A 15935-nucleotide genomic window follows, 5' to 3' on the forward strand; every position below is an offset into this window, starting at 1 on the left:
AAAGAAAGGAGCAATGTCATGGAACAAATCAAAAAACTCTGTCGTGAACAACCATTGATTTGTATCATTTGTATTCTGGCATTGATTAGCTGTTTTGCTATTTTAAGTGCTACGCCTATGATTTCTAATAAAGTTGGAAATCCTGAAACATTATGGTTAAAACAAGGCGCTTTTTATATAATTTCTGCAGTTATGGTTTTTATTATATATAAAATAGGGAAAGATCAGATTTATGATAAAATCTGGATCATCTATTGGATATTGATGGTTCTCTTAATTATTTTGGCTATCGAGCATTTCATTTATACAAGATTATGGCCTGGTCATCATATTATTCCTCTGGTCAATACGGCTGGGGGTGCAACCTCATGGTTTAACTTTCCTTTTTTAAGTATACAACCATCAGAATTTATGAAAATTGCCATCGTTATCGCCTTAGCGAGAATCACAAAAGAGCATAATGATTATTATCTCATTCATACGACAGAAACAGAAATCAAATATATCTGGAAATGTATGAAAGTCGTCATTCCCCCTGCTTTACTTGTTTTACTTCAAAATGATACGGGTGTTGTTTTGATTTTATTAGTTGGTGCTGCTTTTGTTATTTTTTCCAGTGGTCTTAGAAAGCAATGGTTCATTTTTGGTTTTGGCTTGATTGGTATTATATTGTTGATAGGAGTCTATCTCTTTGTTTATCAACCTGAGATTTTTGAAAAGCTTTTAAGTTCCCATCAAGTTGATCGTTTTTATGGATGGCTTGATCCTGAAGGCACATACAACAAAGAAGGATATCAATTGTTTAATTCTTTACTTTCTTATGGAAGTGCCGGATGGTTTGGACATGGTTTCCAATCTGTCATTAAAGTCTTTCCAGAAGCGCAGACCGATTTTATCTTTGCTGTTATTTTAACAAATTATGGTTTTGTTGGTGGTTTGATTACCGTTGGGGCTATTGTTGCTTTTGATATCATCATTTTAAAGATTGGGCTTGATTCTACCAATCAGCAAGATAAGTTCATGACCATTGGTATCATTGGCATGCTGTTGTTTCAGCAGATATGGAATATGGGTATGATTTTAGGTCTATTACCTATTACAGGTATTACATTGCCATTTATTTCTTATGGTGGGTCTTCACTTTTATCTTACATGATTGCAGTTGCATTATTTATTGATATCAACACTCAAAATAATATTATGAAAAACAGATCTGTGATTCAATAACAGACCTGTTTTTTTGTTATAACAATCTTTTGTTTTGTAACTGGATGAACAAATCCAACCATATAACTATCTAAATCAAAATTGCCCTGACCATCACCATATAGACAATCACCAATCAAAGGATGATTGATAGCTGCCATATGAACTCTAATCTGATGTGTTCTCCCTGTTTCAAGTTTCATTTCTAATAGGGTTCTATCATGTTTTATAGCTTTGACAGTATAGTGCGTACAAGAATCTTTCCCACGTTTATCAATCATACGCTTCATTTGGAATTCCTCTTTATAAATAGGCAAACGAATCGTTCCACCCTCTTTGACTATCCCTTTGACATGAGCACGATAACGTCTATCAATATGCTGGAGATCTTTCATGATTTTATCATGAATATAACGATATTTTGCAACAATCATTAATCCGCTGGTATCTTTATCTAAACGATTAACAAGATGAATGGTTGAATTCAAATGAATTTGCTGATAATAAAAAGTTAAAGCATTCGCTAAAGTATAATAGGGATGCTGACGAGTTGGAATCGAAGGCAATCCCTTAGGCTTATCAACAACCAATAAATAATCATCTTCATAGACAATCTTTAATGGTATTTCAACTGGTACCATATGATTGTCTTCTGGTGGATAAATAATGGTTAAGGTTTCCCCAACCTGCAATAGATATCGAACTGTCTGATGTTTTCCATCTACCAGAATTTCTCCCTTCATTTTAATAGCTTTGATTGCTTTTTGACTGATTCCATGACGTAAAAGAAACTCACCAATAACACAAGGTTCATCTATAATCCAATATTGTTTCATGAATTCAGATATGCCCTTTTTAAACGCTGTGTAAAAGACACATTTCTATATTGTAAAAAACGTGCTTTTTTGGAAGACATTTTGACACAGATACAATCCTTATCTTTTAAATCAATAACCAGATGATCAACGCCAAGAATAGCCCCTTGATAACTTTGTGACTGAAAACGAATTGTATGCGATTGATCAAGAATCAAAGAAGAGCCTAGTGAGCGATAAGCATTATGGTGAATACCTGCAATTTCACTTAACTGCATCAATCCTGTACAAGTATGAATAACAGCGCCTCCTAAAGATTTATTATAGGCTGTTGACCCTACTGGGGTTGATACACATAGACCATTTCCTCTAAAAGTTTCAAAATATTCATCATTAATATAAACATCCATAACCTGAGAACGACGATTATTTTCAATTCTCACTTCATTTAAAGCAAAATATGTTCCTTCTAAGCAAGACACTTCCAACAAATGACGTTCATAAATACGATGCTGTCCATTTTTAATATCCAAAACAAGCTGTAGATATTCATCACGCTGATAATCAGTTAAAAATCCCAACGTTCCTGTATGAATTCCAATGAAAGCAACACGATCAATCGCATCTATATATTTATGCACACTATAAAGCATTGTTCCATCGCCACCTACGCTAATCACGATATCTGGTTCTTTTTCATTATATGTCAAAAACGTATTTAACTGTTCTTTTAATTTTTCACTGAGTGTGATAGATTCCTGATCTTGTTTACATACAATTGCATATGTTTTCATAACTTCACCACCTATGATTTATATTATATAAAAATTGCAATAGAATGCAATACAAGATAAAATAAGGTGAGGTGATTTCAATGCAACAATTAGAAATAGAATATAAAATTCTTTTAACTCAAGATATCTTCCATCAAATTCTTCATGATTATCAAAATAAGATAACAAAAGATTATATCCAAATCAACGATTATTTCACTCATCCTATTTTATCTCAAAAAAAATATATGTTACGTATTCGTACTAAAAACAATCAGTACGAACTCACTTTAAAAAGACCTTATCAAAATCATCGTTTAGAAACCAATCTGTCTTTAACAGAAACAGAAAAAAATTTATTTTTGCAATATCGTTTAAAAAACGAAATCACGGATATTTTAGAAAATGATGGCATTAAGATCAATGAATTACAACATCCCTTTTCATTAACAACCCATCGCTATGATATTCAATTACCTGAAGGTGTTTTATCTTTAGATGAAAATACTTATTTAGATCAACATGATTATGAACTAGAATTTGAAGTCAATGATGAAACCCAAGGATTCTCACAATTTTTAAAAATCATTGAGCCTTATCATTTACACTATCAACACAATTGTCCAAGTAAAGTTGCACGTGCTTTTGAAGCATATAAAAACAGTCATAAGTGACTGTTTTTATAATTGCTGAAGTATGTTTTCAACTAATTTTTGACTGACGATTTCATAATCTTTTTCATGTGGGGCAGGCGCATAAGCAAAAGAAACATCTTTTGCTATCGTTGAAGCATCTTCAACCCAATCTTTACAGGAACTATGTACCTGTTGCACTTTTGTTTTCTGTAAGATTTCTAAAACATTTGAAGCATTCACACCACTACCAACTAAGATTTCTATATCTTGTCCATAACACTGTTGAAGCTTTTCTAAAAGTTCAAGAGCATCTATCGCTTTTGCTTTTAAACCACTTGTTAAAAGACGATCAACACCTAATTGAATTAATATTTCAATAGCCTGAAAAGGATCATCCACACAGTCAAAAGCACGATGAAAAACAGCTTCCTTATGATAGGCATGGATGAGCTCAACAAATTCTTGAGTACGTTTTTCATCAATATGTCCTGATGCATCTAAAAATCCAAATGCCAAGCCCTCTGCTCCATTTTCTAACATGATCTTTGCATCCTGTTTCATCACTTCATATTCTTCTTCATCATAACAAAAACCAGCACCCCTAGGGCGAATCATTGTTATGACTTTTAAACCTGTATTTTGCTTTGTCATTTTCAATGTAGCCAATGTAGGTGTCAAACCACCTAATGATAAAGCACTATTCAATTCAATGCGTGTTGCTCCAGCCTTCCATGCCGCTAAAGCATCACTATAACTTCCACAACAAATTTCTACTATTGGTTTCATACAATCTCCTCTACTTTTCTTTCAATGGGGCCATGCGTGTTTGCATATATTCATCAAGCCATTGTTGACTGGCAGGTTGATAGGTACAATGATTTCCTTCTCTTTTTACCAGATAAACAGTTGGTTTTAAATGTGGTAAACAAACGACAAAAGAAAATGCTTCAATATTACTTGCCACACCAAACTCGCCATCCTTATTCATTGCCACAACAGATAAATCCCCTGCATGCCCTCGTCTTTTGATTAATTTTTGTTCAAGTTCAAAAACAGCTTTTTCACAAGCTTTTTGTGGATGCATTCCCTGTGCCATGAGTCTGACGATTTCATAAGAAATACATCCTTTCATTAAATCTTCACCTAAGCCTGTCGCTGAAGCTCCTCCAATTTGTGAATCTACATAAAAACCCGAACCTATAATAGGTGAATCACCAACTCGCCCTTTTTTCTTCATAAACAATCCACTCGTTGATGTCGCTGCTGTCATCTTACCAGAATCATCTAAACACACCATCCCAACTGTATCATGACCAGCATATGGCTGGAGTTTTGATTGCTCTTCTTTGATGCGATTTTTATAATGAATCTTAGCACGATCCGTAAGCATATTCTTTCTTTCAAAACCTTCCTGACTGGCAAAACTTTCAGCCCCTTGACCAACCAGCATGCAATTGACTGTTTCATGTGATAAACGTCTGGCAATTGATATAGGATTTGCAAAATCTTGAAGAGAAGCCACTGCTCCAACACTTAAAGTATCTCCATTCATGTATGCTGCATCTAATTCTACTTCCATGGCTTCATTAGGTAATCCACCATATCCCACTGACTTATAATAAGGAAAATCTTCCACTTCTTTAATAGCTGTTTCAATAGCGTCACCAGCATCACCTTGACTATCTAATATTTTTTCAGCTTTTTCAATCCCTTCCTTAGCCATACGCCAAGTTGCAATAATCCCCCACATGTTTATCTCCTTTCTTTCATATATCGTATTTCAAATTCTTGTTGACTTATAGGTCTATCATAATAATAACCCTGTCCATAATGACAACCAAGTGACTTAACAAAATCATGATATTCTTTTGTTTCTATTCCTTCAACAACTGTAGAAATAGATAAAATTTTTGTCAATTTAATAATTTCTTCCAAAATAATTTGAGCTTTCTTATTTTTTCCATCTAATATTTCTTGTAAAAATATTCTGTCTATCTTTAATTCATCAATATCAATCTTTCCTAAAATATTTAAAGATGAATAACCACTTCCAAAATCATCCATTGAAACTTTAAATCCTATTTGATGTAGCTGTTCTATCTTTTCATTGACTGCATCTACATTATTAATGACCAAATCTTCTAATATTTCTAAAGTCAGCAAATGAGCTGGTACTTGATACTTTTGAACAATCGCATTTAATCGTTCGACATAATCAGATTCATAAAACAATAATTTAGATTGATTGACAGAAATACCGATAGGCTCTATGCCTTGATCCATCCATTTTCTAATTTGTAGACACGCCTGTTCAAACATATACATATCTAATTTCATACAAAAGCCACTTTTTTCAAAAATAGGAATAAATTGATTAGGATACAATTGCTGGTTATCTTGTGTGGTCCAACGGACTAAAGCTTCACTACTTTGTAATTGACCAGTTTCCATATCAACTTTTGGCTGTAAATATAATTGAAATTCTCCATCTTTTAAAGCCTGTTCCATATGACTTTCAATATAATTATCCATTATTTCCTGTTCATGTAATTCAATATCATAAAACCAAATATTAGAAAGTATCGTTTCCTTTGATTTTGCTAAAGCAAACATAACTCTGACCATTAAATCTTCAAAACAATTATCCACAATCAGCTCTTCACTTGATATCGCCACACCACAATGAATCTTCAAATGATAATTTGTGTGTAATAAATCCATATATTCAATAATCTCTTCCATCATTTGATTAAGGCGTGTCAATAAAACGGATTCCTCTGTTTCACATAGAAAAACATAAAATTGGTCTGCTGTATCACGGCAAAAAAATTCTCCATCATGTAGATGGTTTTCAATCACTTTCTTTTCATGACATAACAACTGATCTCCCAAATCATGTCCAAAAATTTCATTAAAAAACTTAAATTGATGAATATTTAAAACAGCCACACTACAACATTTATTATCCATAAAGTATCGTTCACCCAAAGTCATAAAATAAGAAAAATTATACGCTCCTGTTAAATGATCAAAATAAGCGACTTTCTGTAACTCACGATTGTTTTTTAAAATAATACGATATCCATAAATCAATAATCCTACAACTAACAATATGATACTTAAAAATATCAAACCTACCATTCTCATATTCCTATCAGCAAACAAGTGAGAATTTTCCAACATATTAACACATAAAAGATTCCAATCTTTTAATCCAATGGGTTTTAATAGAGCATGATATTGTGCATTTTCATATTCAAATGAAAATGTTATATCTTGATGATCTTTTAAATGTTCTTTCATTTGCTGATAATCTTGTTTTTGCAAAAAAGGTTGTTGAAATATTGAAGTCTGATGAAAAATATCATATTGAGAGTTAACTAAAACTTGACCAGATTCATCAACAAGATAAGCATACGTATCCCCACCTAAAATACCACTTCCTTGCCCAGCATCCATCAGCAATTCTACTGTTTGTGTGGCGATTAAAGCTCCCACAATCTGTTTGTTTTGATAAACTGGGACTCCATAAGCATAAATCATTTCATGAGTTAATTGACTTTGAAAAATATCAGATACAGTACGTTGATTAGCCAAAGTATCATAAACAACTCTTTGAATTTCTTCTTGAAAATCTGTTAGAGGCTTATTGACCAATACCTCTTGATTTAAATTGGCAACAACTCCCCTTTCATTCAAATCAAAATACATCATCGTTATAAAATCATTTTGTTCATTAGTTTCTTCTAAAACCTGTGGAAATTCTTGATTGTTTGTTATATTTTCCAGCTGTAAAACACTAGCAAAAGAATCTAAAAATTGAAAATCATTATCTATTTGTTTTTGTATTATATGAATGTATTTATCAACAGTATTATCAACTTGGTCAATCATATTATTTCTGACAATATGATTTAAATAAATACGCAAAAAAATACTCATAGTCAAAAGCAGCACTACAATAACAGAAGAAATTATGATCATTTTTTTCATTTTTTTCTCAAGTTCCCCTTTTATCATCATTTTTTCCTCCATTGTTTCTCATTTCTCTATGATATTATATCACTTTCTTGACAACTATAAAACATTCTCTCACAAAATAAAAATCGCCTCTATCTCAGTATAGAAACGACTCATTATCTTTTATTCACAACCATCATCACATTTGTGATCCTGATAATATTGTTCCTTAATATCAGTAAATTGTGGACAGAAGTCACTATTATTACACTCTTGTAAACGACGCAGTTCACGAGGAATAAAAGCACGAATTTCTTCAGCATTATAACCGACCTGAAAACGTCTTTCATCAATAATAATAGGTCTTTTTAAAATAGATGGATTTTCTTGAATAAAATGAATTAATTCATTAATAGACATATCATCTAAATCTATTTTATTTTCTTTAATAATCTTTGATCTTTTAGAAATAATGTCATCTGTTCCATTTTCACTTCTTTCTAAAAGTTCTTTTAACTCAGTTTCACGTAATAATGTAGAAAAAATATTTTTTTCAACATAAGGAATCTGATGTTCTTTCAGCCATGCTTTGACTTTTCTACATGAAGCACAACTTGGTGCTGTATAAATTCTAATCATTACATCATCTCCTCTTGTTTACTCATTATACATCATTTTCAACAATTATGAAATTATTTTTTATGATTCTATTGATTTTACATCTTTGTCGTTCTATAATGACTTTACAGCAATGAAAGAATGGAGTAGTTATCTATTCATGTTAAGAAAGCTTGTGGGTGATGCAAACAAGCCATGAACGATAATGAATTGGGATTCTGGAGCTAAAAATGGCATGAGTCATTTTTCGTGAGTCGCGTTAAGACAAGAGTGCATATCAATGATATGAATAAAGGTGGTACCGCGTATTTATACGTCCTTTTTTAAGGACGTTTTTTTATTTTAAAGGAGGTCGTTATGATGAAAAGAATGTTAAGTGGAATCAAACCAACTGGTCGTGTGACTTTAGGTAATTATATTGGAGCTATCAAACCTTTTGTTTCTTATCAGGATGAATATGAAATGTTTATTTTTATTGCTAATCTTCATTCTATGACTATTTATCAAAAGCCTGCTGATTTACGTAAAAACACGAAAGATTTAATTGCATTGTATATTGCTGCTGGATTAGATCCTGAAAAAGTAACTTTATTTTTACAGTCAGATGTTTTAGAACATGCTCAACTTGGTTGGTATTTAGGATGTATGGTGTCTATGGGAGAACTTTCACGTATGACACAATACAAAGATAAGAAAGCCAAAAATGAAGTCATTGGTGCTGGTATATTTAATTATCCTTCATTAATGAATGCTGATATTTTAATGTATGATCCTGATTTTGTACCGGTTGGTGAAGATCAGAAACAACACGTAGAATTATGTCGTGATATTGCTGAAAGATTTAATTCACGTTATAGCGAAACTTTCAAAATTCCAGAACCATTAGTGACTAAAGTAGGGGGACGTATTATGGATTTACAAAATCCTACAAAGAAGATGTCCAAATCTGATGAACTAGGAAAAGGAACCATTTATATCTTAGACGATATCAATATTTCTAAAAAGAAAATCAAATCTGCCGTGACGGATAGCGATGGTCATATTCATTATGATCCTGAAAATAAACCAGGTATTTCTAACTTATTGGAAATTTATTCAATATTAGCAAATCGTCCTATTGAAGATCTTGAAAAACAATATGATGGTAAAGGATATGGAGAATTTAAAAATGATTTAGCTGAAGTTTTAGGAGAAGAACTTGAGAAGATACAAAATCGTTATCATGAAATTATGAGTGGTTCTTATTTAGATGACATTTTAGAAGAAGGTGCCAAGAAAGCACGCATCATCGCAAGAAAGAAACTAGCCAAAGTGGAAAGAAAAATTGGAATTACAATTAAAAAGAAATAAAACAGAAAGCAAACTTCTTATGAATATGAAGTTTGCTTTTTAACCTTTTTGAACCAATTCTTTATACAATAATTCATGCAAGGATGTATATCCTTTTTCAATCTTATGTTTTAAAGCCAAATATTTTTCACTGGGATTTTCTCCCTCAATATGAAATTGTTGGCATATTTCCAAAAAGACATCATAACGGATCACAAAAATCTCATCAATAACTTCTTCTAGACACATTTTCTTTAAACGCTCATTTCTTGTTAAACCAAATTCTTTATCATAAGCTTCATCTTTGATCTGATATTGAAAAAAAGTTATCGGTTCTTGTTTTAATATGTCATTAATCTGTTGTCTTTGTTGCCATGAAAAAGTTCCTCTACGTACAATTGTATGATTTTTAATATCCACAACAAAGCAATAATGACCATCACCAACAATAAAAATACCATCTGTTCCACTGAATTGATAAAACTTCGCATATAAAAAATCATGTAACTGTTTTGTTGAAACATGATAAAGAGGTGCATTTTCTATTTCTTCATAAGAATCATCGTCCTGCCACTCATATGGTTCTAATAATTCTTCATCATCATAAACAAAATTCACTAACAAAATATTCAACCCCCTGTAATGTATCATATGTTTATTATACCTAAAAAGACCATTCTATAATCATCATAAAAAGAAAAAGACTCACTGTTGCAGTAAGTCTAAAAATGGGTATGTCAATATATGTTGTTTCATTTATTTGTCACGCTTTATTGCTTTGGCATGATTTCTCCAACCATGAAATCAATCGTTAATGTTGTATGATTCAATGAATATTTTATTTTACGTAAAACTCTACTCATAACACTTTTGGCATCGTCATTATGACATGCAGGCAAAAGAACAACAAACTGATTCACATTTAACCTGCATACAACATCGCCAATACGAAGACCACTGAGTAAAGCATCCTGAACTTTCGTCATCATTCTTTCAATAGCTTTTTGGGAATGTTGATCCTCAATCTGTGAATGATCAAGAATTGTGATTAAACATAACTGAGAACAAATTCCTAATCTTCCCATCATTCTTGATTGCATAGTATATATTTCTCTAAATGTTCCATACTCACAAAGAAAAGCCCCATAAGCTTCATCACGTGAAAGCTCCTGTTGAATTTCCATAATATCTAAATCTTCATCATGACTTTCTTTTTTAATCATCTCATATAATTTCAGCATTGACTTAGATGGTTTAACGCCCAAAGTCTGATACAATAAATCAGTTGTTGCTTTATATATCTCTTTTGCTTTTTTATACTGCTGTTGAAAATATAAAGAACGAATCCAGATTTCATAAATAGACTCTTCTCAATTATCAATCTCAATAGCACGCTTAGCTATTGTTTCCATCTTCTCATAATCCTGCTTATCTTCCAACAGCTTTGCATACTCAACAACCTTATCCATATAAAGTGAATGATAATAAACACGTTTAGATAAAGTATTATGATCTTCTTTAATTTCTACCAAATACTTCCCTGTATATTCATTAAGAAACTTTTCAAAATATTCTGGTTTTGAAGAATCTCTTAAATATTTTTCATACTTTTCAAATTCAACTGTATCTATTCTTAAATGATATGCCAAATTAATCGCATACGATCCTTTTCCAGTTATAATAAAATCTGTAAATCCAAACTCTTTTTTTAATAAGGCTCTTAATCTATATATTAAATTTTTTAATGCTCCTATAGGATTATCAACATCATCTAAATACCATAACATTTCAATCAGTTCATTAGAAGGCACTGTTCGCTGATAATGAGATAGAAGATAAGCAAATAATTTCACAAGTTTTTCAGATTTCATCGTGTCACTATCAATTGTACAATTATGATATGAAAACGAAAATTTACGAAACATTGTTATATGAACATAATCGTTCATTGACATATAACCCCGCTCCCTATATAATCTGTGTTTTCATTTTTATTTTAATAGTTTTCTTTAAATTTGACAAGAATTTTAGAATATAATAACACAATTCAAAAAAGCGCTTACATTTTTGACAAAGTTGATGTCTTTTTTTGTTATTTTTTCTATGAAATATTCAAAAAAAATAATCACTTTTACATATAATCAAAGATCAATAAATATATAGTTTTATACAAAAAAGCCAACTCAATGAGTTGACTTTGCTTCACATGAAATTAAGCTTTACCAATGCATCCGAATAATTCCATTTTTTCTTTAACACAAGTTTTAATAGCTTCAGCACCTGGAGCTAATAATTTACGAGGATCGAATCCTTTACCTTCTAAATCTTTACCAGCTTCAATATATTTACGAGTAGCTTCTTGGAAATATAATTGACATTCAGTATTAACGTTGATTTTAGAAACTCCTAATGTGATAGCTTTTTTAATCATATCAGCAGGAATTCCTGTACCACCATGTAATACTAATGGTAAAGTTCCTGTTTCTTGTTGAATAGCATCTAATGCATCAAAATCTAAACCTTCCCAGTTAGCAGGATATTTACCATGAATATTTCCAATACCTGCTGCTAAGAAATCTACACCTAAATCAGCAATCATTTTACATTCTTTAGGGTCAGCAACTTCACCTTTACCGATAACTCCGTCTTCTTCTCCACCAATTGAACCAACTTCTGCTTCAACTGATACACCTTTTGAATGACATAAAGCTACGATTTCTTTTGTTTTTTCAATATTTTCTTCGATTCCATAATGAGAACCATCAAACATAATTGAAGAGAAACCAGCTTCTAATGCAGCTTTAGCTCCTTCATAACTACCATGATCTAAGTGTAAAGCAACTGGTACAGTAATATTTAAAGATTCAACCATTGCTTTCACCATTGCAGAAACTGTTTTATATCCAGTCATGTATTTAGCAGCTCCTTCAGAAACTCCTAAAATAACTGGTGCTTTTAATTCTTCCGCAGTTAATAAAATTGATTTAGTCCATTCTAAGTTGTTGATATTAAATTGACCAACAGCATAGTGACCTGCTTTTGCTTTATCAAGCATTTCTTTAGCTGAAACTAATCCCATAATTCAAATCTCCTTTACATTTTTTTTACACATATATCATACACTGATTTTATGAAAATTTCCATAAATATTCTCTTTTTTATCATTCTTTTATTGCTTTTTCTAATTGTTCTAAAGCTTGTTTTAATGTTGAACGTGGACAAGCGACATTAAATCTTTCAAATCCTTCTCCACCTGTTCCAAAAATATAACCTTCATCCAGCCATAAATGTGCTTTTTCCAACATAAATGTTTCTAATTCATCTTTATTCATACCTAAGCTTCGCATATCTACCCAGACCAGATACAATCCCTGTGGATCAATCACCTTAATTTCTGGTAGTCTTTCAGCAAAGAATTCTTTCATATAAGCTATATTTCCAGATAAATAATCTACCAGTTCATCAACCCACTGAGCTCCATATGTATAAGCTGCTTCACAAGCTTCTAATCCAAAAATATTAGGATCACTCATACCTGAAGCATTTTTTTCTTTTTGAAATTTTTCACGTAGATCTTCATTTTTAATAATAATATTAGATGTCTGTAGAGCCGCCAAGTTAAATGTTTTAGATGGTGCTGTACAAATAATACTGAATTCAGCAAATGATGGATCTACATTATAGAAAGGAACATGTTCATTTCCCTCATAAATAAAGTCCATATGAATTTCATCACTAATCACATAAACATGATGTTTTTGACAAATTTTACCTATCTGATACAATTCATCACGTGTCCAGACTTTACCAATGGGATTATGTGGATTACATAAGATAAACATCTTGACATCATGATCAACGATCTGTTTTTCAAACACTTCAAAATCACATTCATAATGATCATCCTGAAATACAAGTGGGCATTCTACAACCATTCTTTCATTTAAATTGATAGATGCATCAAAAGGATAATAAACAGGTTTCATAACCATAATGGCATCACCTTTTTGTGTATAAGCTCTTACCGCTAATTTTAAAGCACCTACAACACCTGAAGTTGTGACAATCCATTCTTTTTGAATATCAAAATGATGGCGTGTCTTCATCCAGTTAATGACAGACTGATAATAACTTTCAGTTGGTGTAGCATATCCAAAAACGCCATGACTGGCACGCTTAACCAAAGCTTCTTTGACTTCTGGAAGAGTTTCAAAGTCCATATCTGCTACCCACATTGGAATCATATGTGAATCTTGCATTTTTTCACCATCATATTTCACACTGTTTGTTCCTTTTCTTTCAATCACTTTATCAAAATCATACATCTTCTCTTAATACCTCTTTTCCTTCAAATTCTGCTTTTGAAAAATGAAATAATGCTATTCCTAATGCCATTGACAAATTTAATGAATCAATTTCCTCATGATGAGGAATAAAAACACTTTGACCATAATTTAAATATGTATCATCCAAACCATGACTTTCATTACCAAAAATCAAACTATGACATTGATGAGAATGAACCTGATGAATATTTTTAGCCCCTTTCAACATAAAAGGATAGAATTCATGATCAGAAAATGCATGATAATATTCTTCAAACGACTCATAGTAAGCAACATTCAAATGAAAGATAGCACCCATTGACGCTCTAATGACTTTCGGGTCAAAAATATCAACAGCTGGTTTAATAATAGCTAAGTTTTTATATCCAAATCCTAACATTGTACGCATAATTGTTCCCATATTTCCCATATCCATGGGATGTTCCAAAACAACATGATGAGCCTGTTGTAAGGGGGATGTATAGATTTTAAAAACGCCAATCGCATAACAATTATTTTTAGGACTTAATTTTTCAATCGTACGATCATGTACATCAATCGGAATATGATATTGTTGGCATAATTCTTGAATCATAGGATATCCCCTATTTTGATGAATGGATGAATGAACAACCACTCTGACGACATCCTGTGGTCTATGCTTTAACAGTTCAATCGTTGGAAAAACACCTAAAGTATAAGACTGATCATTTCCTTTTTTATATAATTTCATATTCCCTTTCTTTTTCCTTCCTGATAATTTGTGCCTGCTGATAATAAGACAAAGCAAAGCGATGATTCTTTTCTACATAACGTCCAAGTTCATATAATTGGCTTAACAATAAGCAAGCATCATAACTATTTAATCGTGCTGACTGATGTAAATAATCTAATGCTTTCTTTTGATTTTTATCCACAACAATACCATCAAAGTAAATCATAGCCAGTTCATAGGCACAATCTTCCTGCAACAGATAATATCCATATATAAAATAATGCATGGCTTCTTTTAAATCCAAATCCACACCTATACCTAACTTCAATAACAGTCCAACCTTATACATACATTCTTTTTGAAAATGCTTTGCTCCTAATAAATAAGATTGAAAAGCTTCAGAATATTCTCTCTGTTTTTCTAATAAAATTCCTTTATAAAGATATGCTTCTTTTTGTTGACTTTGTGATAAATACTGGATTGCTTTTTGATCATCTTGAGTCACATAGCGTCCATACATATAAAACAGCCCCAACCTTAAAGCTGATAAGCTGTCAACATTTTGTTTGTAGTAATTGAATGCCTGTGCAATATCCTGTTCAACACCATATCCATGTTCATACATATAACCGATATAATAACAACATTCATGATATCCATGCTGATATAAATAAGAAAAGATTTCAAAAGCTTTCTCATAATCCTGTTTGATTCCAAAACCTAAAAAATAAGTTCTTGCCAGAACATAGAGATGTGAATCATTATTTTGTTGATAAGCTGTTTTTAAAAATTCTTCAACATCAGGTATTTCAAAATAATAACCTATTTCATCAATCACTTGAGAAAATACACTCACCATAAATAAAGCTTCTTCTTCACTTAATGAAGCAAATTCACATAAATAGCGAACATATCGAGAGATTTCAAAATCCTCATCAAATATAATAGCTTCAAAAACACCCATTTTCATTCCTAAAACAACCAAATAACATTCATCCATCATATCTGGTGCTTCATCATTTAAAACTTCCTCAAAACGTTCAATCTGAAACCTTAATCCATCTCCATAGCGATTAAAGACATCTATAACCTTTTCAATAATCTGAATATTCATTTATTCACTTTGATTAATCTGATGAATTGATTGTAATTCTTTTTTCGCATTATCTCGTAGTGCTTCAAAATGTGCTTTATCAAAATGAGCACCCTGATCAATAAAATCAATCAATTCATTATATTTTTCTACAATCACTTCATATAAAGATTCTTTAATCACATAATCCAATTCATTATGAGCCTGTTGTGTGATTTGATTAATAGACTTATATTGTTCTTTAAACATGGCATCATAATCAATGACCGTTTTTTTCTTTTTAAATAATCCCATAAACTTCTCCTTTCATCACTCTTAACATTATTCTACTTGATTTCTTAAAAAAATAAAGCCCTTTTTTGATTTTCATCATTTTGATAAAAAAGTTCAACTTTTTTTCATTATCCATATAAATCATGAACTTTATTTTCAAAATTCTATAAATAATTTCCCTTTTTTAGATTTT

The 15935-nt window shown here is 31.4% G+C and carries 17 protein-coding genes and 1 other annotated feature; of the genes, 3 read left to right on the forward strand and 14 right to left on the reverse strand.

Annotated elements, in window-relative coordinates:
* The first annotated feature begins 18 nt into the window (after positions 1–18).
* Entirely contained in the window at positions 19–1227 is a 1209-nt protein-coding gene (locus B5E79_RS02075; RefSeq protein ID WP_087296782.1) for an FtsW/RodA/SpoVE family cell cycle protein, read from the forward strand.
* Here the strand turns inward: B5E79_RS02075 and B5E79_RS02080 are convergent.
* Both B5E79_RS02080 and B5E79_RS02085 read right to left on the reverse strand, forming a co-directional pair.
* A complete protein-coding gene (locus tag B5E79_RS02080; protein WP_087296783.1) occupies positions 1221–2042 on the reverse strand; it encodes an RluA family pseudouridine synthase in 822 nt (273 codons plus the stop codon). The genes B5E79_RS02075 and B5E79_RS02080 overlap by 7 nt on opposite strands.
* A complete protein-coding gene (locus B5E79_RS02085; protein WP_087296784.1) occupies positions 2039–2815 on the reverse strand; it encodes an NAD kinase in 777 nt (258 codons plus the stop codon). The genes B5E79_RS02080 and B5E79_RS02085 overlap by 4 nt, the downstream gene beginning before the upstream one ends.
* An 80-nt stretch (positions 2816–2895) precedes the next feature.
* Between B5E79_RS02085 and B5E79_RS02090 the strand changes: the two genes are divergently transcribed.
* Positions 2896–3468 carry a CYTH domain-containing protein gene (locus B5E79_RS02090; protein ID WP_087296785.1) on the forward strand — a complete coding sequence of 191 codons (573 nt, stop codon included), beginning with the start codon at positions 2896–2898 and terminating at the stop codon, positions 3466–3468.
* A gap of 6 nt (positions 3469–3474) precedes the next feature.
* Here the strand turns inward: B5E79_RS02090 and B5E79_RS02095 are convergent, their stop codons facing one another.
* The 4 genes from B5E79_RS02095 to spx all read right to left on the reverse strand — a co-directional run bounded on the left by B5E79_RS02095 (position 3475) and on the right by spx (position 8028).
* Positions 3475–4215: a copper homeostasis protein CutC gene (locus B5E79_RS02095; RefSeq protein WP_087296786.1), complete on the reverse strand. Its 741-nt coding sequence runs from the start codon at positions 4213–4215 to the stop codon at positions 3475–3477.
* Positions 4216–4225: 10 nt separating this feature from the next.
* Positions 4226–5179 carry a glycosylasparaginase gene (locus B5E79_RS02100; RefSeq protein ID WP_087296787.1) on the reverse strand — a complete coding sequence of 318 codons (954 nt, stop codon included), beginning with the start codon at positions 5177–5179 and terminating at the stop codon, positions 4226–4228.
* 2 nt (positions 5180–5181) lie between these two features.
* Positions 5182–7452 (reverse strand): GGDEF and EAL domain-containing protein, encoded by a 2271-nt coding sequence (locus B5E79_RS02105; protein WP_158095452.1) that lies wholly within the window; start codon positions 7450–7452, stop codon positions 5182–5184.
* A gap of 120 nt (positions 7453–7572) precedes the next feature.
* Complete coding sequence (gene spx / locus B5E79_RS02110; RefSeq protein WP_087245049.1) at positions 7573–8028, reverse strand: transcriptional regulator Spx; 456 nt, start codon at positions 8026–8028, stop codon at positions 7573–7575.
* 103 nt (positions 8029–8131) lie between these two features.
* Positions 8132–8331 (forward strand) — a binding site (T-box leader).
* 36 nt (positions 8332–8367) lie between these two features.
* Between spx and trpS the strand changes: the two genes are divergently transcribed.
* The gene (gene trpS, locus B5E79_RS02115; RefSeq protein ID WP_087296789.1) at positions 8368–9357 is read left to right on the forward strand and encodes a tryptophan--tRNA ligase; all 990 of its coding nucleotides are present in this window, start codon (positions 8368–8370) and stop codon (positions 9355–9357) included.
* Positions 9358–9396: 39 nt separating this feature from the next.
* Here the strand turns inward: trpS and B5E79_RS02120 are convergent, their stop codons facing one another.
* The 8 genes from B5E79_RS02120 to B5E79_RS02155 all read right to left on the reverse strand — a co-directional run bounded on the left by B5E79_RS02120 (position 9397) and on the right by B5E79_RS02155 (position 15763).
* A complete protein-coding gene (locus tag B5E79_RS02120) occupies positions 9397–9954 on the reverse strand; it encodes a hypothetical protein (RefSeq protein ID WP_241147431.1) in 558 nt (185 codons plus the stop codon).
* A 152-nt stretch (positions 9955–10106) separates the two neighbouring features.
* Positions 10107–10559, reverse strand: a complete 453-nt coding sequence (locus B5E79_RS02125; protein ID WP_158095453.1) for a GGDEF domain-containing protein — start codon at positions 10557–10559, stop codon at positions 10107–10109.
* Positions 10560–10706: 147 nt separating this feature from the next.
* Positions 10707–11291: an AfsR/SARP family transcriptional regulator gene (locus tag B5E79_RS02130; RefSeq protein WP_087296791.1), complete on the reverse strand. Its 585-nt coding sequence runs from the start codon at positions 11289–11291 to the stop codon at positions 10707–10709.
* Between the two features lie 257 nt (positions 11292–11548).
* Positions 11549–12415 (reverse strand): class II fructose-1,6-bisphosphate aldolase, encoded by an 867-nt coding sequence (gene fba / locus B5E79_RS02135; protein ID WP_087245053.1) that lies wholly within the window; start codon positions 12413–12415, stop codon positions 11549–11551.
* Between the two features lie 82 nt (positions 12416–12497).
* Entirely contained in the window at positions 12498–13661 is a 1164-nt protein-coding gene (locus B5E79_RS02140; protein WP_087296792.1) for a MalY/PatB family protein, read from the reverse strand.
* Entirely contained in the window at positions 13654–14394 is a 741-nt protein-coding gene (locus B5E79_RS02145) for a TrmH family RNA methyltransferase (RefSeq protein WP_087296793.1), read from the reverse strand. Before B5E79_RS02145 ends, B5E79_RS02140 begins: the two co-directional genes overlap by 8 nt.
* A complete protein-coding gene (locus tag B5E79_RS02150) occupies positions 14381–15490 on the reverse strand; it encodes a tetratricopeptide repeat protein (RefSeq protein WP_087296794.1) in 1110 nt (369 codons plus the stop codon). Before B5E79_RS02150 ends, B5E79_RS02145 begins: the two co-directional genes overlap by 14 nt.
* Entirely contained in the window at positions 15491–15763 is a 273-nt protein-coding gene (locus B5E79_RS02155; RefSeq protein ID WP_087244150.1) for a hypothetical protein, read from the reverse strand. It lies immediately after the preceding gene.
* Positions 15764–15935 lie beyond the last annotated feature (172 nt).

This window comes from Massilimicrobiota sp. An134 (assembly GCF_002160815.1).
Taxonomy (GTDB): Bacteria; Bacillota_I; Bacilli_A; order Erysipelotrichales; family Coprobacillaceae; genus Allocoprobacillus; species Allocoprobacillus merdigallinarum.

Coding starts and splice junctions, on each gene's coding strand:
- B5E79_RS02075 (WP_087296782.1), top strand. CDS start 19: ATGGAACAAATCAAAAAACTCTGTCGTGAACAACCATTGATTTGTATC.
- B5E79_RS02080 (WP_087296783.1), bottom strand. CDS start 2,042: ATGAAACAATATTGGATTATAGATGAACCTTGTGTTATTGGTGAGTTT.
- B5E79_RS02085 (WP_087296784.1), bottom strand. CDS start 2,815: ATGAAAACATATGCAATTGTATGTAAACAAGATCAGGAATCTATCACA.
- B5E79_RS02090 (WP_087296785.1), top strand. CDS start 2,896: ATGCAACAATTAGAAATAGAATATAAAATTCTTTTAACTCAAGATATC.
- B5E79_RS02095 (WP_087296786.1), bottom strand. CDS start 4,215: ATGAAACCAATAGTAGAAATTTGTTGTGGAAGTTATAGTGATGCTTTA.
- B5E79_RS02100 (WP_087296787.1), bottom strand. CDS start 5,179: ATGTGGGGGATTATTGCAACTTGGCGTATGGCTAAGGAAGGGATTGAA.
- B5E79_RS02105 (WP_158095452.1), bottom strand. CDS start 7,452: ATGATGATAAAAGGGGAACTTGAGAAAAAAATGAAAAAAATGATCATA.
- spx (WP_087245049.1), bottom strand. CDS start 8,028: ATGATTAGAATTTATACAGCACCAAGTTGTGCTTCATGTAGAAAAGTC.
- trpS (WP_087296789.1), top strand. CDS start 8,368: ATGAAAAGAATGTTAAGTGGAATCAAACCAACTGGTCGTGTGACTTTA.
- B5E79_RS02125 (WP_158095453.1), bottom strand. CDS start 10,559: ATGATTAAAAAAGAAAGTCATGATGAAGATTTAGATATTATGGAAATT.
- B5E79_RS02130 (WP_087296791.1), bottom strand. CDS start 11,291: ATGTCAATGAACGATTATGTTCATATAACAATGTTTCGTAAATTTTCG.
- fba (WP_087245053.1), bottom strand. CDS start 12,415: ATGGGATTAGTTTCAGCTAAAGAAATGCTTGATAAAGCAAAAGCAGGT.
- B5E79_RS02140 (WP_087296792.1), bottom strand. CDS start 13,661: ATGTATGATTTTGATAAAGTGATTGAAAGAAAAGGAACAAACAGTGTG.
- B5E79_RS02145 (WP_087296793.1), bottom strand. CDS start 14,394: ATGAAATTATATAAAAAAGGAAATGATCAGTCTTATACTTTAGGTGTT.
- B5E79_RS02150 (WP_087296794.1), bottom strand. CDS start 15,490: ATGAATATTCAGATTATTGAAAAGGTTATAGATGTCTTTAATCGCTAT.
- B5E79_RS02155 (WP_087244150.1), bottom strand. CDS start 15,763: ATGGGATTATTTAAAAAGAAAAAAACGGTCATTGATTATGATGCCATG.